This window comes from Pseudomonas sp. UBA4194 (assembly GCF_002379585.1).
GTDB lineage: Bacteria > Pseudomonadota > Gammaproteobacteria > Pseudomonadales > Pseudomonadaceae > Aquipseudomonas.
The window spans coordinates 17654-41345 of the sequence record NZ_DFUE01000009.1; the positions used below are offsets into that span (position 1 = coordinate 17654).

The window sequence follows — 23692 nt, forward strand, 5'->3', positions numbered from 1 at the left end:
CCGGCCGCTGATTTGGCAGCGGCTCGGGTAGGTTAGCTCACCATTCTGACCACGGCAATGTCATTGCCGTTGCTGTGTCGTCACCGTCGATGCTCATAGACCAGTTTCGGCAGCAGCCAGAATCGAGCTTTTACTTCACTGGAAGCTTCCCTGCCTCCAGTAGCCACATCCAACTCAAGGATTCACCAGCCTCACACGCAGGTCATCAATACTGTAGTCGTTCCCACTGTTTGAAGGGTTTCTGTTCGCCAATTGAACCGTCATTTGTCGAGCCTCTGCGCGAAACGTTCCGCTTATAGGGGTCCACGTGTTCGGCTGGGTGATAGTAGCGGTCAATATCTCCCTCCCGGACGGTAAGACTTTCGCATAAATTTTTGAGGCATAGATTCCAAGGGTTAGATCCTTCATTCTGAACGAAAAAGTGTAATCGTGGCCCACGCGCAAATTATTAAAGGTCTTGTACAACACCACGCCTGCTGAATTATTTGTGGCTGTGACATTGTACCAATATCGGTTTCCGTTACTTTCTTGCGGTATTCCCTGGTCATGAGGATGCTGTGCGGCAGGGCCAAATATCCAACCATTGAAAGTCCCATCCTGGAAGTCCGTCAAGTCTTCTTCCAAGTAGTCCTCTCTTAGAAAAGTCCTATTCTGTGAAACGAGTCCGCTTCCGTATTTCGCTACTGCCGTTAGAGAATGTGAGCCGTAGTTTAGGCCGGAGACAACACCCTGCCAGTCACCATTCGCATTGGTCAAAACTTCACCTTTATAGCCGCTGCCATTGTCATAAAGTTCCAGCTTCTGCCCTGCCGTTCTTATGGCTGTCCCTTTTACGGTAACGCTACTGTCAAGGGTGGATCCTCCCTCTGGAACGACACGGCGCGAATCCCTGATCTCGGAAATTACAGGCCTAGTATCTGCTACGCCCCTCACACTGAAGCTCCTTGCCTGCGAACTCTGGTTAGCGCCGTACATTCCTACGGCCTCAATCACATGGTCGCCATCTGTCAATGCGCTGACCACATAGCTCCACGTGCCATTGCTAGCGACCCGGGCTGTACCTAAGCCACGATAGTTGTCGTATATCTCCACCATCTCACTGGCCTTGGCGATACCGATCACCGTCACCTGGGTGTCCGACGTTTGGCCCCCCTCGGGCACGCTGCCCCTGGAATCGCGCACGTCACTGATGACTGGGCGCTCACCAACCATCACGCCGAAAGTCCTCGGCGTCGACTCTTTTTCACTGCCGTACACCGCCTTGGCCGTGATCGAATGAATCCCGCCTGTCAATGCGCTCACCACACGGCTCCACGTGCCATCGCTGCCGACTTGGGCCGTACCTTGGTCAAAGCCGTTGTCGAATAACCGCACTGTGGAGTTGGCCTGGGCCGTCCCGTTCACCGTCACCTGAGTGTCCGACGTTTCGCCCCCCTCGGGCACGCTGCCTTTGGAATCGCGCACGTCACTGATTGTTGGGCGAGCATCGGCCCCCCTAAGGAAAGTCCACGGCGTCGACACCAATTGATTCCCATACAGCGCCTTGGCCGTGATCGAATGATTCCGGCCCGTCCCTGCCAATGCGCTCACCACATGGGTCCACGTGCCATCGCTAGCGACCTGGGCCGTACCTTTTGACACGGATCCGTTGTCGAATAGCTGCACCTGTTGATTAGCGGCGGCCGTACCCTTCACCGTCACCTGGTTGTCCGATGTTTCGCCACCCTCAGGGACGATTCCTTCGGAGTCGCGCACTTCACTGATGGCTGGGCGCACGTCAGCCGTAACGTTGAAAGCCCTCGGCGTCGACACCAGTTGACTCCCATACAGCGCCTTGGCCGTGATCGAATGGTTCGACACTGTCAATGCGCTTACCACATGGCTCCACGTGCCATCGCTAGCGACCTGTGCCGTACCTTTGACAGACCCGTTATCGAGTATCTGCACCTGTTGGCTGGCCGCTGCCGTGCCTTTCACCGTCACTTGGGTAAACACAGTGCTGCCACCCTCAGGCACAACGCCATTAGAGTCGCGCACTTCACTAATTGCCGGCCGGGTATCCGCCGCCGATTTGACGGTATAGGTATTGACCGGAAATTCAGTCGTCTGGCCATCCGTTCCAAAAGCCACTTTCAATTTCAATGTCAGTGGCGACCCATCTTTCAATTCTCGCAGCCGAGCCAGTGCAATCGTTTTTTGTATGCCTGCCACGCCTCCGACGGCCTCATTGCTCCCCAGATCAAGGGTCGTTGTTCCGCCTGCCGTCAGCGTTCCCGTGGCCTCCAACCAGAAATGCTGAGCAGCATGGATCAGTGGCCAGGCCGCCACTTTGACTTCCGCATCGGCTGTCAGCGCACTCACGTCCAGCGTGCCTGGATTTCCCTCCGTGGCTTTCGTTATTTTTGCCGCCGGCAACACCCCCGCCGGAAACGGCGACACCACCAAATCCAGCACTGCCGACGCAGGTCCTGGCAGGTTGTTTCTCAGCACTGCATAGGAAACTTGTACGGTTTTGCCTACCGAGGCGGCCAGCACCGTGACAGGAATGGCAGCCTGCGCCTCGCCGTCGACGGTGACGCGTATCCAGCTGATAGCCAGATCCTGTCCCCCGGGTAAGCGCCAAAAAGGGGCTACAACGTCGTTGATCTTCAGCCGCGCATCACGCAACACGAAGTTGGCCGAGTTGGCACCGGGCGACCCTGGTCTCACCGGAATCCACGGGTTCACCGGGCCGCCACTGGCATCGTGCACCTCGGGCGCCGGCCATGGTTGGCTGCTGGCATTGCTGACGTTCACCAGCACGGTTTGCGAGGACGCCCGTTCACCTGTGTCCTTCACCAGGTCGTACCAGACCTGCACCGCCTTATCCAGGTTGGGGTCCACAAACTGCGCCTTATCCACCCAGAACCGCCGTTCACCTGTTGTCGTAACGGGCAACTCCAGCGGCGGTGTGATACTTGCCCCGGTCCCGAGCCAGTGCAGCACGGCTTTACCCGGTACGTATTGGGTAGAAAGCACTTTTACGATGACGTTGATGCCGCCGGTGGTCAGGCTGTCTGGGTCCAGCACATCGCCTGCTGCCAACTCGGGGTCGAACTCTGGCGGTGGCAGGGCAGCACTGCTGCCGACGACATTCAGCGACAGGTGCGGTGCAGGCAGCACCGCGCCGTCGGCCAGGGTGAGGGTGTAGTAGAGGTCCAGGGTGCTGCCGATCAGCTTGGTGGCTTTTTCCTTGGGCACTCGAAAGCTGACCGGGCCACCGGCGCTGGCGCTGTCGATGCTACGGCTGTCGGTGTGATAGACGGTGCCGTCCACGCCAACACCGGTCCATGTCAGTGTCACGGTAGTGCCGGGTGCCAGCAGCACATTGGCTGGCACGACGACTTCAATGGTTGCTTCACTGATATTTTCCGGATTGAGCGCACCGCCGCTGGCTCTGGGCACTTGCGGCGCTTTGAGCTCGTTGCGCGTGCCGATCACGCCGAAGGTGGCGCCGGCGGAAAGCTTCGTGGCTCCTCCGCCGGCGGGGGCTACGGCGTAATACACATAAGCTTGGCTGTCGATCAGCACCTGGGCGATGTCCACAGGGATCTGGAAGACCAGGTAGCGATCTGTGCCGATCTGTAGGGGGCCTACAGTGAAATCCTGGAAGTCTCCGGCAACGGGGCGTCCGGTCCAGTGCAGGGTGACGTTGTCGGCTTGGCCGATTTCAGCATGACGGTTGACGTGCACTTCCACCAGGCCATCGGTGATCTGATCGATGTGCAGGTCGCCGCTGGCTGTGCCTTCAACGGTCGGCTCCGGCAGGCTACCGGCTGCGTACACCGTGGTCAGCACGCTGGGGCTGTAGCGCGAATAGTTTTGCACGCGGTCGCGAATGCTGTAGCGCACCACCAGGTCCATCCCCGGCCGGGCTACCAGGGTGGCATTGGGCACCACGATGCGCACATCCCGATTCAGGTCGGCGGTGACCAGCGGGCCGTATTGAAACACTTCGCCCGCCCAGAACAGGCTGATCACGTCGCCTTCTTCCATGTTGGCGTACTGAAGCACCAACACTTCCAGGTCGCCGGCGCTGGCGGCGTTGGGGATAAGGGGCGGTATGTTGTGGGGCGGTTGCAGGTTCGGGTTGAGGCTAGGGTCGGCAGGGTCCGGCGGTTCGGGCGGATTACCGGGTACGGTGAGCTTGATGACCACATTGGTGGAATACGACACGCGCTCGTTACCGGCCAGGTCTTTGGTGTGGTAGTGCACCTGGGCGGAGGTGGCATCCAGAGGGATGTAGAAGCTGTCCACGGTCATGGGGAAAGAGACGGTCTCATCAACGATGATGCCGTAGTCGATGTACTCGTTGTTCCAGTACAGCGTGACATTGTCGTCGGCGGCCATGCCGAGATACACCGGAATGCTCACTAGCACGCTGCCACGGTTGTAGTCGGTCTTGTTGATGCCACCGTGGGCATCGGCGGCGGGCAGGGTGGGGGCGTAGGTGTTGGGATCAGGGCTTTGGCCGGGGTGGCGGGCATCGTGGGACGTGTGGGCCTGGCCGTAGAGCGCTTTGCGAATGGCGCGCGTGAGGGCAATGGGTGGGTTTTTCACGGTGGATCACCTCGTGGGTTGAAGGCGTCGCGGTGAGGGGGTAGTGTGAACTTTTATTGCAGGTGTTGAGAGGATTAAGTTAGTGGAGGTGACAGGAAGTTGCAAATGAATGCGGAGGTGAGTTGTTGGTTTTAATTAAGAGTGTAGGAGGTTGATTTATAGGGGAATTTTGGGAATATCGATGTAATAGAATTACAGTTGTCTAGTTAGTATATTTTTGTTCATTAGTTGGGGTGGTGAATATTAATTATCACAGGGGTGGGATGAAAATATATGTTCATACTTGGTAAGTCGGGAATGATGAACATATACGGGCTGAACGGCGATGCATGGTTTGGAGTGTGTGGGGGATGTGAGGGCCTCTTCGCGGGCAGAGCCCGCTCCCACAGAGTTCGCTCTCACAGAGTCCACTGCCACAGAGTCCACTGCCACAGAGTTCGCTCTCACAGAGTCGACTGCCACAGAGCCCGCCCCTGAGGGGGCGAGCTGGGCGGTCAGGGTGGGTTAGAAGCTGTAGCGCAGGCCGGCGTTGATGCCCCAGGGTTGTTCCATGTTGCGGCCCTTGGCGTAGTCGAACTCGGTGTGCAGTTGCAGGCGATCGGTGACTTGGGCCGCCAGGCCGATGCCGAATTCGCCGCGGGTGCCGGAGAGGTCGTTGGTGAAGCGGTTACCGTTGACCTTGACGTTGTTGCTGTTGGCGAACTCATGGGCCAGGGCAGCCTTGGCGTAGTAGTCCAGGGTGCCGCCACTGTCCAGTTTCACGGTGTGGCTGACCTTGGCCCCGGCCTTGGCCAGCAGGGAATCGGCGTGGTTGCTGCTGGCTTTCATGCCGTTGTCCAGGCTGTAGCCTTCACCTTGAACCTTCAGGACCGACAGTTGGGTGAAAGGGGTGACGGCCACAGTCTTGCTCACTGCAATGCGCTTGCCGGCCTCGACCGAAGCGCCGATGCCGTGGTTGGCGTAGTCTCCGGTGCTTTTGGTGCCGTCGCTCATGCGCACGTCGGAGCTGTTCTGGAAGCGGTTGAGCTTGGCCAGGGCGTCCACGTAGTAGCCGCTGTCACTCAGCCAGGTGCCGTACAGGCCCAGGTAGTAGCTGTCCACCTCACCCGAGGTGCCGGCTTGCAGGTCCAGGTTGGAGCGGCTGTAACCCACCATGGCACCTACCAGGGCGGTGCCATCGGCGACCGCTACCGGCAGGTCGGCGCCCAGACTGAAGCCGCTTTGCTGCTGCTGGTAAGCCACGCCGGCGCCAGCCGAGAGGTTGAGCTTGTTACCATAGGCGCGGGTCCACAGGCCGCCTTGGGTCTTGCCCATGCGCAATTCACCCATGCGGCTACGCAGGGAAGTGAGTTCGCCATACCACACGCTGGGAGCGGCACTGAACAGGCCCAGTACCGAACGGGTACCTGGAGTTACCACCTCGCCGGGGCGCTGCACCAGTTGCCAGTCGTTGCCTACCTGCTTGAGGTCGTAGACGAAGGTGCCCAGGTCGACTTGGCCGCCCAGTACGCCGAATTTCCCGGTGCCGCCGCCGGTTTGCACCACGGTGAGGGGGTCCTGACCTTCGGCGACATCGGTGCCGGTGTTCTGCAAGGCCAGCAGGTGGTCGCCGCTGACGTCACCCTTCACCACAAGCAGGTCACCCTGGCCTGCGGCCAGGTCGGTGCCCAGGCCAAAGGTGCCGCTGCCGGCCAGGCTGTCCAGGGTCAACTCACGGAAGGCGCCGGAGGTGCCGCCCAGATCGATGCGACCGCCGTTCATGCTCACGGCGCCGACGCTGGCGTTCTGGGTCATGCGCCACAGTGCGCTGCTGTCCACGGCCAGGGTGGAGACGCCGGTCATGTTGCCCGTCAACGTGGCATTGTCTTGCAGGGTGATGGCCGTCGCCGAACCTGCGTCGATCTGGATATCGCCGCTCAGATCGGTATTGGCAGCAGTGAAGTCCACCGTGGTATTGGCACCGGCCTGGAGAATGACGCCGTCGCCGCCCACCAGCGTCGCGCCATTGCGCACGATGATCGAGGCGTCGACGGGCGACGTATTGCGGGTCTGCACCGCGATTGCCGCGCCGGTCTGGCCCTCGACGCGGGAGTTGTCCACGATCAGGTTGTTGGCCCGTGGTACGGGAACGAACGTGTCCATGCTCAGCAGGGCGCCATGCTTTTCACCGACCACGTTACTGCCTTGGGTGACATTGATGTCGCCACTGAGCAGCCGAATCCCATTACCGCCGTTCAGCGCGTTGCTGCTGGCCGCGCTGCCCAGCACCTGGGTGTTGATCAACGTAATGGCATTGTTGTAGTTGGCGCCAGCACCGGTACCACTGCCTATGAGCACGCTGTCGGTGACGGTGATCCGGGCGCCTGTGGTTTCACTGCCGTTGCTGCCGAGCAATGCGGTGCTGCCGGTGCTGACTACCATGCTGCCGGTGATGTTGGCAGTGCTTTCACTTACCCTGATCCCCACACCCGATCCGCCATTGATCTGAGCGTTCTCCGCGGTTAGAGAAGAACCTCCGTCCACCTGGATGCCCAGGGTGTCAGCCCCGTTGACGTAGAGCGAGGCGCCTTCGCGCAGGCGCCAATCGGTGACCGCGGCACCGGCGTGGATTACCAGGTCATTTCCTGGCCCGACCAGATCGCGCGCCGCAGCCACCTGGTTGCCGTCCAATATGAAAAGCCCTGCAGCCAAGCTACCGGGCACGATGAAGCGTGAAACGAACCTGCTCATGTATGAAAACCTTGCGAGACGACCATGGAATTTGCCGAGGGGCAAAACTGGGTCGCAATCTTAGGTCCATGCACTCTTCTTATCTGTAGGACGCGTCTGAATCACACGTAGGGCTCATCTACCCTACAATCACATCCCTACCAGGCATAACGTACGCCGAGGCTTGCGCCCCAAGGCTGCTCGATGTGTTCGCCATTGCTGTAGTCGAAGTCGGCATGCAGTTGCAGGCTGTCGGATATCTGCGCGATGACCCCGGCGCCAAGCTCGCCGCGCGTGCCGGAAAGATCGTTGGCAAACGAGTTGTCGTTGACTTTGACGCGGTTGCCATTGGCAAACTCGTGGGCTGCCGCCACCTTGATGTAGGGCTGTACCACGCCGCCCCCGGCTAACGGGAAATTACGCCCCAGGTGCGTACCTACCTTGCCCAGCCACGAGTCGGCGCCATTGCTGCGCGCCTGCATGCCGTTGTCCAGCGCGTAGTGGTCACCCTGCACCCATAACGCAGACAGCTGGGCGAAGGGCTCCAGGTACCAGTTGTCGGCGAGCTTGATGTGCTTGCCCACTTCCAGCGAGGCGCCCACGCCGTAGTTGTCGTAATCGCCGCCGGTACGGCTGCCATCGCTGACGCGTACATCGGACTGGTTCTGGAACCGGTTGAGCTTGACCACCGCGTCCACGTAGTAACCACCTTCGGACAACCAGGTGCTGTACAGCCCCATGTAGTAGCTGTCGACGTCGCCGGAAGTGCCTGCCTCAAGGTCCAGATCGGAGCGGCTGTAGCCGCCCATCAGGCCCACCAGCCACTGACCATTGCTGGCCGGCAGCGGGGCATCGACGCCAAAGGTCACGCCGTGCTGGCGCTGCTGATAGGCCACTCCACCACCGGCCGACAGGTCGTAGCGGCCACCGTAGGTGCGCACCCAGGCGCCACTGATGCCGCGCCCCAGGCGCAACTCGCCCATGCGACTGCGCAGCGTGGTGAGTTCGCCGTACCACACGGTAGGCGCGGCGCTGAACAGGCCGATGACCGAGCGCGCACCGGGGGTGACGACCGGGCCGCCGCCGTCGCCTGGGTCCACGGGGTCTACCGGATCGATCGGGTTTACCGGATCGACTGGGTCAACCGGATCAACCGGATCAACCGGATCGACGGCGCCTCGCTGGACCAGCAACCAGTCCTGCCCCTGCTTGCGCAGGTCGTAGACGTAGGTGCCGGCATCGACCTGGCCGCCCAGCACGGCGAAAGTGCCTGGGCTACTGCCGGTCTGTACCACGGTCAGGGCAGTGCCCGGCGCCGGATCGACCCCGCTGCTGGCGTTGTGGATGGCCAGCACATGACTGCCGGCGGCTTCGCCTGTCACCACCAGACGATCCCCCTGTACAGTGCCCAGATCAGTGCTCAGGTCGAACACGCCGCTGCCGCTTAAACTGCCTGTCTGCAAGGTCCGATAGGCGCCGCTGCTGCCGCCCAACGCTACCCTGCTGCCGTTCATCGCCAGGCTGGCGACTTGCGAGTCGCCGGTCATGGTCCACAGTGAGCCGTCAGCCAGGCTAACGTTGCCCGCCTGGCTCAGTTGGCCATTGAACGTGGAGGCCTGGGCCAGATTCAGATTGAGCGGGCCCGTGCCGTTGCCTGCCCACGTGCTCGCGCTCAGGGTCATGTCTGCCGTGGCGGTATCGTTGACAATGACGCTGCCGACCAAGCTGCTGTCGCCCAGGTTCAGCTGTGCCTGCGAGGCTTCGCTGACGTTCGTATCGCCAACCCAACGACTCGCCTGCAGGGTTAGATCGAGCCGCGAACCACCGGCCAGCAGGGCATTGCCGGTCAGCGTACTGGCGTCGCGGGCAGCCAGGGTCAGCGCGCTGGCACCACTGAGCAGCAGGTCGCCGGTCACGCTGCTGCCTTGGGTCAGCTCGCCGGTGACCTGCGAGGCCTCCGTCAGGGTAAGGCCACCGTTCAGCGTGCTGGCAGATACTTGCATGTCAAGGGTCGAGGCTTGCGTCACCTCCACCGCAACGCCATTGCCTCCGGTCACGCTGGAGCCATTGGCCAGGCTCAGGCTGCCGGCGGTGGCCAGCGGATACAAGGTCGCCCCCACCAACACGGCGCTCCCGCGGGTGCTCTGCAAGCTTGAGCCATCGAGCGTCAGTTGGGTGGCCGCACGGGGGGTGCCGCCACCACCGCCGTTTGCAATCAGTGTGGCAGCGTGGTTGGCCCCGCTGGCGCTGCTGCGTACCAGGTTCATGTCCGATGACAGCACCGACAGCCCTACTCCCCCCAAATACGGCTGCGTGCGGCCGTCATCGATGCCGGATATCTGCGAGCCAGTGATGTTCACCACGGCCCCGGTACTGCTCTGGATGCCTCGCCCGAAGCCGGTCACGGCACTGTTGGTCAGGGTGAGCACGGCAGAGGTCTCGGCCACCAGGAAGATACCGTTAGCCGACGGTGCGCTGAGTGCGCTATTGGCCACCGTGGCCGTGGAGGCGTCCAGAAGCAACGCCTCCGCGAAGTTGCGTGCGTTGACGGCCGCGCCGTCCAGTTCAGCCGTACTCCCGCTGCGTACTCCGATATCCAGGGTCGCACCGCCCGGGTCGACGATCAGGGTGCCGCCACGCACTACCGACCACTCTTCGATCGCGGAGCCTGGGCCAACCCTGACGCGGGCGAAAGGGCCATCTACCACGGCTGCTGCCGCGACACCAGGCAGTGTCAATACCGCGGCACCCAGCAACGCGGTCCAGCGCACAGGGCCGTGAATAATATTATTCATGACGAACTCCTTTGAATAAACTTTTTTGAAAGTTAAAAGGATGCTTCAACTCGAGTTGTTATAGTAGCTAGGGTTTATAGCGCGTCTAGTTGAATTTTAATTTTCACGCATATTTTGTTTTTATCATTGCAGTCGCTGTGAGCGGTGCTAGCGTTGAATAACGCGCCGGATCATTTCGGCTCGCCAAACCGTTTCCCGAACTTGCAGTGCGTCAAATTATTTTCACGCGCTGCTGTCGTGAAAATAATAAGTGGTATCGAATGCTGAATTTAACTTTCATTCGTATTGGAGATTCAGAATGGCAACTTACAAATCATCGTCTCCCGCCCCGACTGCGCCCGTGGCCGGTACATCGGCGAGGGTATACAAGGTCCAAAAGATCATGCCGCCTGGGTTGGCTCGCTCGACGCCGAGCTCAACCGTACGCGACGCTTCCGGCAGAGCAACGGTAGACGGTGGACCGGCGACAGTGCCTGAGGCCATTCCGGGCCACCCACAAAACCTGATTCCCGCCAGCAAGAACAATGCGCCCTTCAAGATTGCCATTCCGTTCCATACCAGTATGTCCGATGGTGATGCGATTCAGCTGATGCTCGACGATGCGCCGGTCAATGTCCCGCCTTTGGAAGTAGCCGAGCTGGGCGGAGAATTTGTGCGCGAGTTCCCGGCAGACCTGGCTCACGGTATATACAACGTGACGTATGAAGTGAAGGATCCCGGCGGCAACGTGGTAGCAGGCACTCCGCAGATAAAGTTGCGCATCGACCGCGTAGCGCCAGGTGGAACGCGCATGCCAACATTGGTGTTTGCGCCCGAGGTAATCGCGCAGGGCATCACGCGGGACAAGCTTGTGCCGAATGCTTCAGGCGACCCTGTGCTCAAGGTGACACTGCCGGACTACTTCGGTATGGAAGATTTCGACGAGGTCAAACCCCACTACAGAGCGACGTCAGGAGGCGCCGAGTTGATCATCGCGGGGGCACAGAAAATCGTTCCTGCTGGCGGGGCGGGCACGGACCTGGAGCTTGAGATCCCCTTGGCGGGGCTGCAAGCCATGAACGACGGTGTGCGCTGGTTCGGCTACACGCTCACCGATCTGGCAGGCAATATCAGTAGCGGGCGCGCCGACGAGGTTGAGCTGGCTGTTGTGATCAGCGATGCACCCGTGGACGCCGATCTGGCGCTGCCCGACATCGCGTTGTTCAGCGATGACGGCCTGATCAGCGAGGCTGACGCTCGCACACCAGTGCGCGTGAGAATTCCGCAAATCCCCAAAGCGCTCGGTGGCGACGAGGTGATTTTCTACCTTGGCACTTCCAGCACCAGCAGGCTGCGCATTGACACCGCCGACCTTGCCAAGCCCTTCGTGCTGGAGTTCGATCTGCCATACGACTTCGTTGCCAATGGCGGCGGTACGGGCTCACCCCAGCGGTACACCGACGAGGGGTACTACGAGATCTACCGCGGCGTCACGCATATGGCCTCCTCTGGCGCCAACCCGGTAGCGGTGGACATCACCGTGGCCCCCGGCCCAGACCCTAACCCGGGCACCCCGGAAAATGAGCTGTTAAGGGTGCTGACGGTGGTGGCAGACAGTGGTGCTACCGATATCATTGATAGTACCGACTTGGAGAAGGACGCCAAGGTCATCATTCCCTTCTTTGCCGACACTGCCACGCCGCCGGGTGATAACGACTACCTGCGGGAACGCGACGTCATCACTGTCTATTGGAACGGTGTAGCCCTTGCGGACAGATATACGATAGCCGCCGGCGATGAACTCGCCAAACTAGATCTGCAAGTCACCGCAACGTCAGCGGAAATGAAGGCAGGCAGGCCAGGTATGAGACCCGTCCACTACACCGTGACTCGGGCCGTCTCCACCACACCGCCGGTGAACAACGTAGCCTTGGCGTTCGCCAAGGATGTACAGGTTATTTCCATGGATTTGCTGCCCGGTGGGCCAGGTGGATTGCCGGCGGCAGAATTTACCGAGCGCACCCCAGCGAGCAATTCGTTGAACAAGGCACAGTTGGAGGACGGCACACCATTCCGGGTACTTCTTGACTACGCCAACGTGGCCGTGGGCGACAAGATCAAACTCACGCTTCAGGGCTATTATGGTATGACCGGTTCGGGGACCCCAACGCCCAACACCACGCTCGTGCTGGATTACGACCTGACGGAGGACGATATGCAGCACCTGCCGGGTGGCCCGGTCAAGGTCCACGACTTCGATATCGCGGTCTCGTACTTCTCCAAGAAATGGGTCCTTGAGCCCGTTGGCCGGGGATCAGTAACGGCCGTCTATTCCATTGATGGTGAATACGGCGAAGGGGGTCCCTCTACTTCGATATTCGTGCGGATCTACGCGGTTGATTTGTAGAAAGTAAAGGCTTCACCGCCAGAAAACTGTGCTGATGCCCATCGTCGGCCATGGAGACGCTCGACAGGATGGGCAAGGTGCAGGCTCCCTGCAGGAGCGGGCTCGCCCGCGAAAAGGCCCGGCGCACGCCATTACAGCGTGCGCCGGGCCGCGCCCCACTGCTGCTGATCCGGAGCAAGAATGCGCTCCATGAGGTGCTGCGCGGTCAGCATGCCAGGCCCTGGGCTTTGATAGAGTTGCACGCCGATATCGATGGCCAGGCGATCAGCGGCATCGACCCCGCGCTGCAATGCGTGCTCCATGGTCGTGACAGGCTTGTAGGGGGCGTTGATGGGGCCAAGGATGGCCGCCAGGTCCAGTTGATCACCGTCCAGCAGCGCCCCAGCGCTGAACCCCGCTGCCATGCCCACGTACCCATAGTGGATGCCTACCCAGATGCGTTGGTGAAACTGGTACGCGTCATTTTCAAGCCACGGGCTCCCACTGCGTCGAGCCAGCTGGGCGGCGTAGTTCCAATTCGAGTCGCTGCCAAAGCATTCATTCCACAGCTTCAACGCCGCCGCTTGGTGCTGCCGTGCCAGGACTCGAGGGTGCCGCGTCCAGCATTTGGCAAACCATGGCCGGGCGATGTAGCGGCTGGTTTCTGCGCTGAGGTCGTAACTGTTTAAAAGCGCCAGCCGCCGTACGCGCGCATCGCGTACGTTGTTGTTCATCTGGCCGGCCATGTAGGCGGCAATCCAGCGCATCTGGTGCGGTTTGCGAGGCTTGGCCGCCAGCCCCCGGTCTGCGGTGCGCGAAGGCGAGCACTTTTGAGGGTGGGCCGAGTGGTAGTGAATGTTGAGGAATGAAGGAATCAGGCGTGCACCGCAGGGGCAATCGCTGCGGCTGTCCATGCTGCCCGCAACGCGCCGACCGCCGCTTTTCAAGTGGACGATTCCCCCGCGGATAGGGTACGCCGCGTACGTGACGCCGCATGACACCAGGTCCCCCTCGCGAGCGCGAAACAGGCTACCCAACGTCACCTCGCGCTCGCCCTCCAGCACGCTGCCGCCACAGGTTGTCTTATCGCCCACCCGAATGAAGTAACCCACCGCCATAGCCTTGCCTCTTCATGAAATGCAAAGCCTCGAGGGCCGCAAAGGGTGTGTAGTCTCAATAGAACATGGCGCTATGTCTGTAGGGCAATTCCCAAAGTGAGCTAGGACGGCTCGCTATTGGCTCGGCCCCTGATGCCCGCCATGCGCATGTTGATTTCGCGGTGTGACCGCTCGCGTTTCTGAGCCGGTTCGGACGCCATCGCGGGCAGAGCCCGCTCCCACAGGGGGTGTGCGTTGGGCCGTTGGGGGTTGGTCGGAAAAGTCCTACGTTGTTATAGGAAACGCCTTGCATAGATTGTTGGCCGGGTTGGGGAGAATTCGCGGTCATTCTTTATGTAGGAAGGTGCTCCCTCAAGAAGGGGTGCGCCGGGGCAGCATTTGACGATCACTACTTCTATTTCTTCAGCAGCCGACGGTGCCGACGGTTTGCTTGCGTGTGTGCGCTTGTTGTGCGCGCACCATGGTCGTGGGCAGTTGGTGACGGCGTCACGCACGGGGGAGCGATTGACATCGGCGCGGGCGTTGCAGCTGCTGACCCAGGCGGGTTTTTGCGCCGGTTTGGTGCGCCGGCCACTGGCGCAGTTGCCCGAGGTGTTGCTGCCGGCCATCTTGCTGGGCAAAGGCCAGATGTCGATGTTGCTGGTGGCGCGCAGCGGCCATCCGCAGGCGCCGCAGTACAGCGTGGTGGTGCCGGGTCGAGGTGAGGCGCCGGTGCAGTTGTCAGCCCAGGAGCTGGCCGAGTTGTACGTGGGCCAGGCCATTCTGGCCCGGCCCGAGCTGGACAAGCCACCAGGAGGCGGCCGGGTGCCGGTGCAGCCGGGGCATTGGCTGGCGGCGACCTTGTGGCGCTATCGGGGCAGCTACTGCAGCGCTGCGGTCAGTGCGGTATTGATCAACCTGCTGGCGCTGGCCGGTGTGTTCTTCACGTTGAGCGTCTACGACCGGGTGGTCCCGCACCGGGCCTACGGGACGCTGTGGTCGCTGGCGGCAGGGGTCGGCCTGGCCATGCTGCTCGAAGCGCTGGCGCGCTGGGCCCGTAGCCGGATTCTGGAGACGGCCGGGCGCCAGGTCGACCTGGTGGTGGGTGCCGCGCTGTTTCGCCAGGCGCTGGCGGTGCGCATGGAGCATAAGCCGGCGTCCAGCGGTGCCTTTGCGCATCAGGTGCGGGAGGTGGAGGCGGTACGCGAATTCATCACGTCAGCCACCTTGGCGACGCTCTCGGATCTCCCGTTCTGCGTGCTGTTCATTGGCGTGATCTTCGCCGTGGGTGGTGCCTTGGGCTGGGTGCCGCTGATCAGCGCAATGCTGATTCTGCTCGTCAGCGCCGCCTTGCAATGGCCGCTGGCCGAGTGGCTGAAGCGGCATCAGCACGAAACCTCTTACCAGCACGGTGTGCTGATCGAGGCCATGGACGGGCTGGAAACGATCAAGGCGCTGGGCGGCGAAGCGGTGTTGCAGAACCGCTGGGAAACGCTGAGTGCGCTGGCCTCGCGTTCCGGGTTGCAGGCGCGCGGCCTGGCGGCGGTGGCCAGTGGTGCAGCCGGGCTGGTGCAGCAGTTGCAGACGGTGGCGCTGGTGGTGCTGGGGGTGTATCTGATCGACGCCGGGGCGTTGGGCCTTGGGGCCTTGGTGGCCACGGTAATGCTGGCTGGGCGCGCCACGGCGCCGCTGGGCCAGGTGGTGGGCCTGGCGGTGCGTTGGCAGCAGATGCGCGCGGCCCTCACTGCGCTGAATCGCTTGATGGCATTGCCCGTAGAGCGCCCGGCGACGCGTGAGTATCAACTGGCGCCGCCCTTGAGCGGGCAGTTGAGTGTCGTGGGGCTAAGGTTCGCCTACCCGCTACCGGGGGAGCCGCGTGCGCCGCAGGTGTTGCAAGACGTGAGCCTGGACATTCGGGTCGGTGAGCGGGTGGCGATCATTGGTGCGGTGGGCTGCGGCAAGTCGACATTGCTGCGTGTGCTGGCGCGCCTGTATCAGCCGCTGGAGGGCCGCCTGAGCGCCGACGGCGTGGATGTGCAGCAGATCGATCCGGCCGATTGGCGTGCTGCGGTGTGCTACGTGGGACAGCAAGGGCAGCTGTTTCAGGGGACGCTGCGCGACAACCTGTTGCTGGGCAAGCCGGAGGCCACTGCGGCCGAGCTGCTGGAGGCCATGCGCCTGTGTGGCGTGGACAAGTTGGCCGCGCGCCATCCCCTGGGTATCAACCTGCCAGTGGGCGAGCAAGGTGAAGGCTTGTCGGGCGGTGAACGGCAGTTGGTGTGTCTGGCCCGCGGCTTGTTGAAGAAGCCTCGGGTGCTGCTGCTCGATGAGCCCACCAGCACCATGGACACCCAGACCGAGCGGGTTTTTCTGCGTCATCTGCGCAACGCCAGCGCCGGGCAGACCCTGGTGCTGGCCACTCACCGGCCGGCGGCGCTGGCGTTGGTGGACCGGGTGATTGTGTTGCAGCACGGCCGGGTGATTGCCGACGGCCCGCGAGACCAGGTACTGGCCAATGCGGCGGGGAGCAAGCAATGAAGGGGCGTGATTGGACCCAATGCTCGATGGGGCGCAACGTCGGCCGTGTCATTCGGATGCAGCGCTCATCCAGGGGGCGCTGGGCGTTTTATCTGCTAGCAGCGGTGTTGGGCCTGGCGGTGCTCTGGGCCAGTACGCGGGCAGCCGAGCCGCTGGCGCATGGGCCTGTGCGCGGGGCCGGCGCGGTGCAGCCCAGCGTGTTGCACGCTATGCCTGCCGTGGGGCCGCCAATGGCCGCCGGCGGGCACCCGGCGTTCAGGCACCGCCATCGGCAATGGCCGGCGAGCCTTGGGCCGCTGAGCCGGCGCCTGCAGGTGACCCTCAAGCAGATCCAGCAGACCTTGCTTCTGGTGCGCATGGGGGTGGTGGAGCCAAGCGAGCTGCAACGTCTGCGGCAGGTGGCGGGAAAACTGCGCCAGCAGATCGAGCAGCGCCGCGCCCGCTACCGGACTCAGTCGCGCCCGGCGCGGGTGAAGCATGGGCGGCTCAACCGCTGCTGATATCGTCCAGGAGCGTCGAGCAGTCCCATGCAGGCAAGCTCACCGAGGCTGGGGCCGTGCAAAAATGGCTGGGCGGCGACGGCGTCTGCAGCGAGGCGTGCAGGTTGGCCCACTGCTGGCTGTCCGGTTCGACCTCTGGCGGTGCGGCAAACAAGGGCTCGTGGCCGGCCAGCAGCATGGGCTCATTGCTTTCCTCTACCAACAGTTCGAAGGGGTCGCTGCTTTGACCATTGGCTTTGGCCAATAGCCGATGAGGGCCCGGTTGCAGCGAGGGGATGTATTGCCAGTGGCCCAGAGGGTCGGCCGTGGCGGTACCCAGCAGGCCGCCGTTGTCGTACAGGCTTACTGTAGCGTTGGGGCTGGCGTTGCCCCACAGCTGGGGTGTGGCATCGTCGGTACGTGCGCCATTGGCCAGCACACCGGTGTCGGCGCCACGGTTATCGCAGACGTGGGTCAGGGTAGGGCCGTAGCCGGCGTGGCCGCTGTGCTCGGGGGGCAAGACCAGGTCGATTTGCAGGGCGGCGAATGTGTCCGTCAGTGCCGATGGGGGAGTGAATGTGCTGTGTTTCATGATGATCCTGAGGTGCGGTCAAACGATGTGATTCATGGCGAACCGGGAAATATCCAGCATTTGCCTGCGAACAGGCATGGGACGACACCGATCCAGCTTGTGGGAATCTTCCTACTCTGCTCTATCGCCAGGGTCTGTAGGGGCGGTGTTGGGTGGTGGGTTATTACGCTATAATCCCCGCCTTTCGCCGTCTGCCGCTATCGCTGGCCGCGCGCGCACCTATTCCGTTCAAAGAGGCTAGACCCTTGGCATTGACGATTCTTGGCCTGTCCGGCGCCCTTAGCCATGACCCTTCCGCGGCCCTGTACATCGACGGCAAGCTGATTGCCGCCGCCGAAGAAGAGCGCTTCGTGCGCGACAAACATGCAAAGAACCGCATGCCCTACGAATCGGCCAAGTTCTGCCTGGAACACGCCGGCATCAAACCTTCGGACGTCGACGTGGTGGCCATTCCCTTCGCCCCCATCAGCCTGTTCGGCAAGGCCCGCTGGCATTACGCCAAGCGCTACTGGTACGCCCCGGATCGCGCTCTGGACGCGTTGCTGATGGGCAACCGCCGCTACAAGCGCTACCGCAACAAGATCGTCTGGTGCCTGGAGCAACTGGGCTTCGATCCGAAGAAAATCAAGATCGAACCCGTGGAGCATCACCTGGCTCACGCCTCCAGCGCCTACCACTGCTCGGGCTTCCAGGAAAAAACCGCGATCCTGGGCATCGACGGCAAGGGTGAGTACGCCACCACCTTCTTCGGCTACGGCGAGAACGGCAAGATCCACAAGATCAAGGAGTTCTTCGATCCGGACTCGTTGGGTGGCCTGTATGGCGCTATCACCGAGTTCCTCGGCTTCGAAATGCTCGATGGCGAATTCAAGGTCATGGGCATGGCCCCCTACGGCGACGCCAGCAAGTACGATTTCTCGCGCCTGGCCTCGTTCGAGAACGGCGAGCTGGTCATCAACACCGACTACGCCAATGTCATCGGCCTGCGCCGCTATAAAGAGAAGGGCAAGGGTTTCTACTTCTCGCCCAAGCTGATCGAGTGGCTGGGGCCCAAGCGCGAAGGCGACATTGCCGACGAGCCGTACATCCACTACGCGGCCAGCATGCAGGCATTGTTCGAAAAGCTCGCCCTGCAGATGATCGACCACTACCTGGGCGACGTGCTCAAGCAAACCGGCAAGCTGGCCTTCGCTGGCGGCTGCGCGCTGAACGTCAAGCTGAACCAGAAAATCATCGCCCGCCCGGACGTCAAGGAGCTGTTCGTGCAGCCGGCCTCCGGCGATGCCGGCACGGCGGTCGGTGCGGCGGCCTATGTGTCCCATGCCCGCGGCGTGCCCGTGGAGAAGATGGAGCACGTGTACCTGGGCCCGGCGTACAGCAACGAAGACGTGATCGCCGCCTGCGCCCGCCATCCGAACAAGCCCAAGGGCCGCAAGCTGGCCAACATGCCCAAGCAGATCGCCCAGATCATGGTGGACGGCAACCCGGTGGCCTGGTTCCAGGGCCGCATGGAATTCGGCCCGCGCGCCCTGGGTGGCCGCTCGATCATCGGCTGCCCGAGCGTGCCGGGCGTGGCTGACCGCATCAACCACCAGATCAAGTTCCGCGAGCGCTGGAGGCCGTTCTGCCCGTCGATGCTCGACACCGTGGCGCCGCAGATGATCAAGATCGACCATCCAGCGCCCTTCATGACCTTCACCTTCGAAGTGGCCGAAGAATGGAAAACCCGTGTGCCGGAGGTGGTGCACGAAGACGGCACGTCCCGTGCCCAGGTGCTCAAGCGCGAGTACAACCCGCGCTACTACGACATGATGAAGGCCCTGGAAGAACTGACCGGCAATGGCGTGTCGCTGAACACCTCGCTCAACCGCCGCGGCGAACCGATGATTTGCTCGCCGACCGATGCGCTGAACATGTTCTACGGCTCGGACCTGCAATACCTGATCATGGAAGACATTCTGGTGGTCAAAGAAGGCGCGAACGCTTATGACACGCTCGGCTGAGCGGCATGTCCTGCAGTTCTGCCACGGCTATGACGGGCCTTTCCTCGATTGCGCCCGTCAGTACGCCAGCCTGTTTGCGTACCGCGGTTATCGGGTGACCACGGTGTTTCTGACCGGCAAGGCCAACCCGGAAGTGGCCGCCGGCTGCGCCAGCGATGAAGTGCTGTTCATGGAATTCAGCTCCAGGGCCATCCGTGGCCTGAAGCTGGGCGCCATTGGGGCGCTGCGCAAGATAGCCGCGTCGCGGGACTTCCAGTTCTGCATTGCCCATCGTTTCAAGCCGATCTATATCGCGCTGCTGGCGACCTCGTTGCCGGTGATTGGCGTGCACCATGCCTTCGGCGATTACCAGCGGCGTTCGCGCCGGCTGTTCGCGGGCATTTTTCGCAAGCGTTTGAGTGTGCTCGGGGTGTCCAATGCCGTGCGCGATGACATCCGCAGCTGCCTGCCGAACTGGGCGCCGGAGCGTATCGAAACGTTGTACAACCGCATAGACACCTTCAGCCTGCAGCGCCAGCAGCTGCCACGCTTCCAGGCTCGCGAGGCGTTGGGCCTGCCGGCCGACGCCTGGATCATCGGCAACGTCGGCCGCCTGCACCCGGACAAAGACCAGGCCACGCTGCTGCGCGGCTTCGCCTTGGTGGGCAAGGATTACAAACAAGGGCATCTGGTGATCGTGGGTTCGGGTCGCCTGGAGCAAAGCCTGAAGGCCCTGGCGGTGGAGCTGGGCGTTGCCGAACGGGTCAGTTTTCTCGGCCAGGTGCCCGACGCGCGGCGTTATTTCCGTGCCTTCGACGCGTTCGTCCTGAGCTCGGACCACGAGCCGTTCGGCATGGTGTTGCTGGAGGCCATGGCCGCTGGTGTGCCGCTGCTGGCCACGGCCTGTGGGGGGGCGCCGGAGATCGTCGAAGGCGTGGGCCTGCTGTTTCCATTGGGTGACGCCGAGGCTCTGGCCCGTGGTCTGGAACAGCTGACGTGGATGAACATCTACGAGCGCGCCCAGTGCGAAACGCTGATGGCCGAGCGCTTGCAGGCGCGTTTCTGTGACCGGGCGGTGGGCGAAGTGTTCTGGGCGCTGCCGATGGTCACCGCGCTGACGGCGGAGGCCTGATGCTCAACCGATTGCAAAGTGTGCGCGAGCGCGGGTGGCGGGCAGTCGATGCCCACACCTATGCCCAGGCCTGGCAGCAGTTTGGCGGCAGCGTGGCGACGCACCCGTTGGTGGTGGAACGCCTGGCCGCGTTGGCTGGAATTCCGGTGCGCTACCTGGCGTGGGAGCAGCAGGGCGACATCAAGGCGGCGATTCCTACCTGGGGCCGCTACCTGGCGCTGTCCAAGGACGTGCTCAAGCAGGCGGGCAAGAAGGGCCTGTTCGACCTGGGCAACGCCGAGCTGATTCTGCCGGGGGCCGCCGATGCCCAGGCGCCGCTGCGCCATCATGGCCGCTACCTGTCCGAGCTGAACCAGGGCCGCTTCAGTGGCCTGAAGCCGCAGACCGAAAGCCTGGCGATGGCGCGGACACCGGAAGACCTGTCGAAGAAATTTCGCTACAACCAGCGCCGCGAACTGCGCTTGCTGGAAGAGGCCGGTGGCGTGGTCAAGCCGGTGGGCGAGTTCAGCAGCACCGAACTGGCTGCCATCTACTGCGACCTGTTCCAGCGGCGCTGGGGCTTTGCGGCCACGGGCGCCGAACGCATGGCTGAAGTCATCGAGCTGTTGCGCGAGCTGCTGATGGGCTCGGTACTGTTGCTCAACGATGCGCCCATCGCCATTCAATTGGTGTACCGCGTGGAAGCACCGCAGTGGGTCAGCGTGGAGTACGTCAACGGTGGCGTCGACCCGCAAACCCGGGCCTTCAGCCCAGGCAGCGTGCTGAGCTTTCTCAACACCCAGGCCGCCTGGGAGCAGGCCCGTCTGTTGAACAAGCCGCTGCGCTTCTCGTTCGGCCGTGCCGATCGCGAGTACAAGGACCGTTGGTGCAACCCCGTGCCGGTGTTCCAGGCATGAGCCGCAAGCAGGCGTTGCTCAGGCAGCACCGACGCAACAAGCGGCGAGTGCTGCTGGTTGGGCTGGTGCTGCTGGTGGCGCTGGGCGTGCTGGTGGCGTGGTGGCTGCCCTTGCCGTTGTTGCTGCTGGCCTGGGTGGCTCACGAGGCGTGGTTTGCCGATCACCTGTTCTATTCGCCGGGTGACGATTACCAGTATCGGTTCAGCCCGGATGCCGAACTCACCGGGGTCACGCTGCAGGGCGACCGCCTGGTGCTGCCTGAGGGCCATGGCTTGGGCGCCGATGAAACGGTGGTGCTGGCCGTGGGCGTGAAGGCGTCCTGGCTGGGGCGTTTCTTCGATCCGCTGGTGGTGATCGGCGGGAGTGATCAACAGACTTTCGAACGCGGTGCCAATGGCCTGCGCTACCTGAACCTGAGCGGTTGCGCTGAACTGCTGGCGCAGGGCGCGGTGTCGCTGCGTGGCCGCTATTGCACGCTGGTGGGCGAAGTGCGGCTGTGGCGCTTTCGCCATCCCGATTTCGCCACCCAGAACGTCATGGTTATCGCCCCCCATGCCGACGATGCCGAGCTAGCCGCCTATGGCCTCTATAGCCGCGCCCAAAAGCCGTGGATCGTGACCCTGACGGCGGGCGAGATCGAGGCCGAGCATTATCAGGCCATGGGCCTGGGCCGTGCCGACGCCGCACGCCTGAAAGGTCGCCTGCGCGCGTGGGACAGCCTGGCCGTGCCGCGCTGGGCCGGGGTGCCCGCCGAGCGCTGTGTGCAACTGGGCTACTTCTGTCTGCAATTGCCGGCAATGCAGGCTGCGCCCGATCAACCGTGCGGCTCGCGCGAGGCGGACATGAGCGATATCCGTCCGTTTCGCCAGCTCAACCCATTTACGTTGCCGGCCGATGCCGACGGCGCGCCGACCTGGAACAACTTGCTGGCCGACCTGCGCGCCTTGCTGGAGCGGGCGCGGCCCGATGTGCTGGTGATGCCCCACGCCCGTATCGACCCGCACCCGGACCACATCAGTGCCCAGGCGGCGGTGCTGGAAGCCTTGCAGGGCCTGGCTCATCAACCGCGCTACGTGCTGGGCTACGCCAACCACCTGCACGACAACGACCGTTGGCCCATGGGCGAAGCGGGCGAGGGCGTGGCGCTGCCGCCGTTCTTCGATGCCGAGCAGGTGCTGGTGCCGTGCAGCCTGCCGGTGAGCGCCCAGGTGCAACTGGACAAGGCCATGGCGCTGGGCATGATGCACGACCTGCAACCGCCCGCGCCGTTCAAGCGGCGCCTGCGCCGTTGGTTGCAGCAGGTACTGGCGCGGCGTCGCTGGCCGGCCACGGGTGACAACGAATTCTTCCGCAAGGCGGTGCGCCGCCATGAACTGTTCTGGCGAAAAGACTTATAAGGTGCCGTGAGCCCGATGATGAAAGTTCTGTTTCTGGTACAGAAAGAGCAGCGCGCCATTCTTGATCGCCTGTACGACGGCATCGCCGCGCACTGTGACTGTGACCTGCGGTGGCTGGACAGCGCCGAACAGCGCAACCTGAGCAAATATTTCAAGCAGCACGTGGACGTGACGAAGTACGACCGCATCCTGTTTTTCCTGCGTTTCAAGCAGGAGATTCGGCAGGTGGCGTTCATTCGCTCGGTGCCCAATCTGGTGATACTGGAACACGACGCCTACCAGAACTACATCCCCTGCAAGTACACCGGCAAGTTCAGCGCGCACTACCGGCAATTGCCTTGGGTGCGTGTTATCAGCTCGGGGTTCATGGTCAGCGAGCGGTTGCGCGGCGAAGGCTTCGACGCGCATTTCGTGCCCAAGGGCTACGACCAGGCACTGCTGACCCCGCAGGTGCGCGAGCGGGATATCGAACTGGCGTTCGTGGGCAGCACCAAGAGCGTGGCCTACAGCGGGCGCAAGCAGATGCTCGATGCCATCGGCGAAGTCGAGCCCTTGCTGGTGACCCGCACCAACAGTGGCCAGGAATACAGCGACACGCTCAATCGCATCCGTTTCTTCGTCAGTGCCGATGTGGGCATGGGCGAATACATGATCAAGAACTTCGAGGCCATGGCGTGCGGCTGCGTGTTGTTCACCTACGACCAGGGCGAAGCGGAGAACCGTGCGCTGGGGTTTGTGGACATGCAGACGGTGGTGTTGTACAGCAGCGTGGACAGCCTGCAAACCAAGCTGGCCCAGCTGCGCCGCGAACCGGCCCTGGCCGAGCGCATCGCGGCGGCGGGGCAGGCGTTGGTGCTGGGCGAGTACGGGTTCGACCGGATCGGCCAGCGCATTGTGCAGGCCATGGCGGAGCCGTTGCGGCAACAGCCGGCGTTGGGATGGTGGGCGCGGATGAGGTCGAGGTTGGGGGGTTAACGGTGGTGGTGGGGGGCGGGATTATGCGGTGAATGGTCCCCTCACCCCAGCCCTCTCCCTGAGGGAGAGGGAGCCGTACGGAGGCGTTGCGGCTATATGCGGTTCGCTTTTAGCTCCCTCTCCCCTAGGGAGAGGG

At 62.5% G+C, this 23692-nt stretch carries 13 protein-coding genes; 8 read left to right on the forward strand and 5 right to left on the reverse strand.

Annotated features, from left to right (window positions below):
- Positions 1-174: 174 nt before the first annotated feature.
- From B3397_RS01395 to B3397_RS01405, 3 genes are all read right to left on the reverse strand, one after another.
- On the reverse strand, positions 175-4599 hold the full coding sequence (locus tag B3397_RS01395; protein ID WP_296246579.1) for a hypothetical protein: 4425 nt from the start codon (positions 4597-4599) through the stop codon (positions 175-177).
- 504 nt (positions 4600-5103) lie between these two features.
- Positions 5104-7329 (reverse strand): autotransporter outer membrane beta-barrel domain-containing protein, encoded by a 2226-nt coding sequence (locus B3397_RS01400; RefSeq protein WP_296246581.1) that lies wholly within the window; start codon positions 7327-7329, stop codon positions 5104-5106.
- A 137-nt stretch (positions 7330-7466) separates the two neighbouring features.
- The gene (locus tag B3397_RS01405; protein ID WP_296246582.1) at positions 7467-10103 is read right to left on the reverse strand and encodes an autotransporter outer membrane beta-barrel domain-containing protein; all 2637 of its coding nucleotides are present in this window, start codon (positions 10101-10103) and stop codon (positions 7467-7469) included.
- A gap of 469 nt (positions 10104-10572) precedes the next feature.
- Here B3397_RS01405 and B3397_RS01410 point away from each other — a divergent pair, with 469 nt between their 5' ends.
- On the forward strand, positions 10573-12489 hold the full coding sequence (locus B3397_RS01410) for a hypothetical protein (RefSeq protein WP_296246583.1): 1917 nt from the start codon (positions 10573-10575) through the stop codon (positions 12487-12489).
- A 131-nt stretch (positions 12490-12620) separates the two neighbouring features.
- Here the strand turns inward: B3397_RS01410 and B3397_RS01415 are convergent, their stop codons facing one another.
- Complete coding sequence (locus B3397_RS01415) at positions 12621-13586, reverse strand: PAAR domain-containing protein (RefSeq protein ID WP_296246584.1); 966 nt, start codon at positions 13584-13586, stop codon at positions 12621-12623.
- Between the two features lie 438 nt (positions 13587-14024).
- Between B3397_RS01415 and B3397_RS01420 the strand changes: the two genes are divergently transcribed.
- Together B3397_RS01420 and B3397_RS01425 are read left to right on the forward strand one after the other, a co-directional pair.
- A complete protein-coding gene (locus tag B3397_RS01420) occupies positions 14025-16103 on the forward strand; it encodes a type I secretion system permease/ATPase (RefSeq protein ID WP_296246600.1) in 2079 nt (692 codons plus the stop codon).
- Positions 16100-16603: a hypothetical protein gene (locus B3397_RS01425; protein ID WP_296246585.1), complete on the forward strand. Its 504-nt coding sequence runs from the start codon at positions 16100-16102 to the stop codon at positions 16601-16603. Before B3397_RS01420 ends, B3397_RS01425 begins: the two co-directional genes overlap by 4 nt.
- Here B3397_RS01425 and B3397_RS01430 read toward each other — a convergent pair.
- Positions 16590-17174, reverse strand: a complete 585-nt coding sequence (locus B3397_RS01430) for an Ig-like domain-containing protein (protein ID WP_296246587.1) — start codon at positions 17172-17174, stop codon at positions 16590-16592. The genes B3397_RS01425 and B3397_RS01430 overlap by 14 nt on opposite strands.
- 245 nt (positions 17175-17419) lie before the next feature.
- Here B3397_RS01430 and B3397_RS01435 point away from each other — a divergent pair, with 245 nt between their 5' ends.
- Genes B3397_RS01435 through B3397_RS01455 form a run of 5 tightly spaced genes read left to right on the forward strand, consistent with a single transcriptional unit; the run spans position 17420 to position 23556 of the window.
- Complete coding sequence (locus B3397_RS01435; protein ID WP_296246590.1) at positions 17420-19177, forward strand: carbamoyltransferase family protein; 1758 nt, start codon at positions 17420-17422, stop codon at positions 19175-19177.
- Positions 19161-20288: a glycosyltransferase gene (locus B3397_RS01440; protein ID WP_296246591.1), complete on the forward strand. Its 1128-nt coding sequence runs from the start codon at positions 19161-19163 to the stop codon at positions 20286-20288. Before B3397_RS01435 ends, B3397_RS01440 begins: the two co-directional genes overlap by 17 nt.
- Complete coding sequence (locus B3397_RS01445; RefSeq protein ID WP_296246593.1) at positions 20288-21184, forward strand: antimicrobial resistance protein Mig-14; 897 nt, start codon at positions 20288-20290, stop codon at positions 21182-21184. Before B3397_RS01440 ends, B3397_RS01445 begins: the two co-directional genes overlap by 1 nt.
- Entirely contained in the window at positions 21181-22581 is a 1401-nt protein-coding gene (locus B3397_RS01450; RefSeq protein ID WP_296246595.1) for a PIG-L deacetylase family protein, read from the forward strand. The genes B3397_RS01445 and B3397_RS01450 overlap by 4 nt, the downstream gene beginning before the upstream one ends.
- A gap of 18 nt (positions 22582-22599) precedes the next feature.
- Positions 22600-23556, forward strand: coding sequence for a glycosyltransferase family protein (locus B3397_RS01455; protein WP_296246597.1), 957 nt, complete (start codon positions 22600-22602; stop codon positions 23554-23556).
- The last annotated feature ends 136 nt before the right edge of the window (positions 23557-23692 follow it).

Excerpts from the sequence above, each read along its gene's own strand:
- B3397_RS01400 (WP_296246581.1), bottom strand. The coding sequence starts at position 7,329 with ATGAGCAGGTTCGTTTCACGCTTCATCGTGCCCGGTAGCTTGGCTGCA.
- B3397_RS01405 (WP_296246582.1), bottom strand. The coding sequence starts at position 10,103 with ATGAATAATATTATTCACGGCCCTGTGCGCTGGACCGCGTTGCTGGGT.
- B3397_RS01415 (WP_296246584.1), bottom strand. The coding sequence starts at position 13,586 with ATGGCGGTGGGTTACTTCATTCGGGTGGGCGATAAGACAACCTGTGGC.
- B3397_RS01425 (WP_296246585.1), top strand. The coding sequence starts at position 16,100 with ATGAAGGGGCGTGATTGGACCCAATGCTCGATGGGGCGCAACGTCGGC.
- B3397_RS01430 (WP_296246587.1), bottom strand. The coding sequence starts at position 17,174 with ATGAAACACAGCACATTCACTCCCCCATCGGCACTGACGGACACATTC.
- B3397_RS01440 (WP_296246591.1), top strand. The coding sequence starts at position 19,161 with ATGACACGCTCGGCTGAGCGGCATGTCCTGCAGTTCTGCCACGGCTAT.
- B3397_RS01445 (WP_296246593.1), top strand. The coding sequence starts at position 20,288 with ATGCTCAACCGATTGCAAAGTGTGCGCGAGCGCGGGTGGCGGGCAGTC.
- B3397_RS01450 (WP_296246595.1), top strand. The coding sequence starts at position 21,181 with ATGAGCCGCAAGCAGGCGTTGCTCAGGCAGCACCGACGCAACAAGCGG.
- B3397_RS01455 (WP_296246597.1), top strand. The coding sequence starts at position 22,600 with ATGAAAGTTCTGTTTCTGGTACAGAAAGAGCAGCGCGCCATTCTTGAT.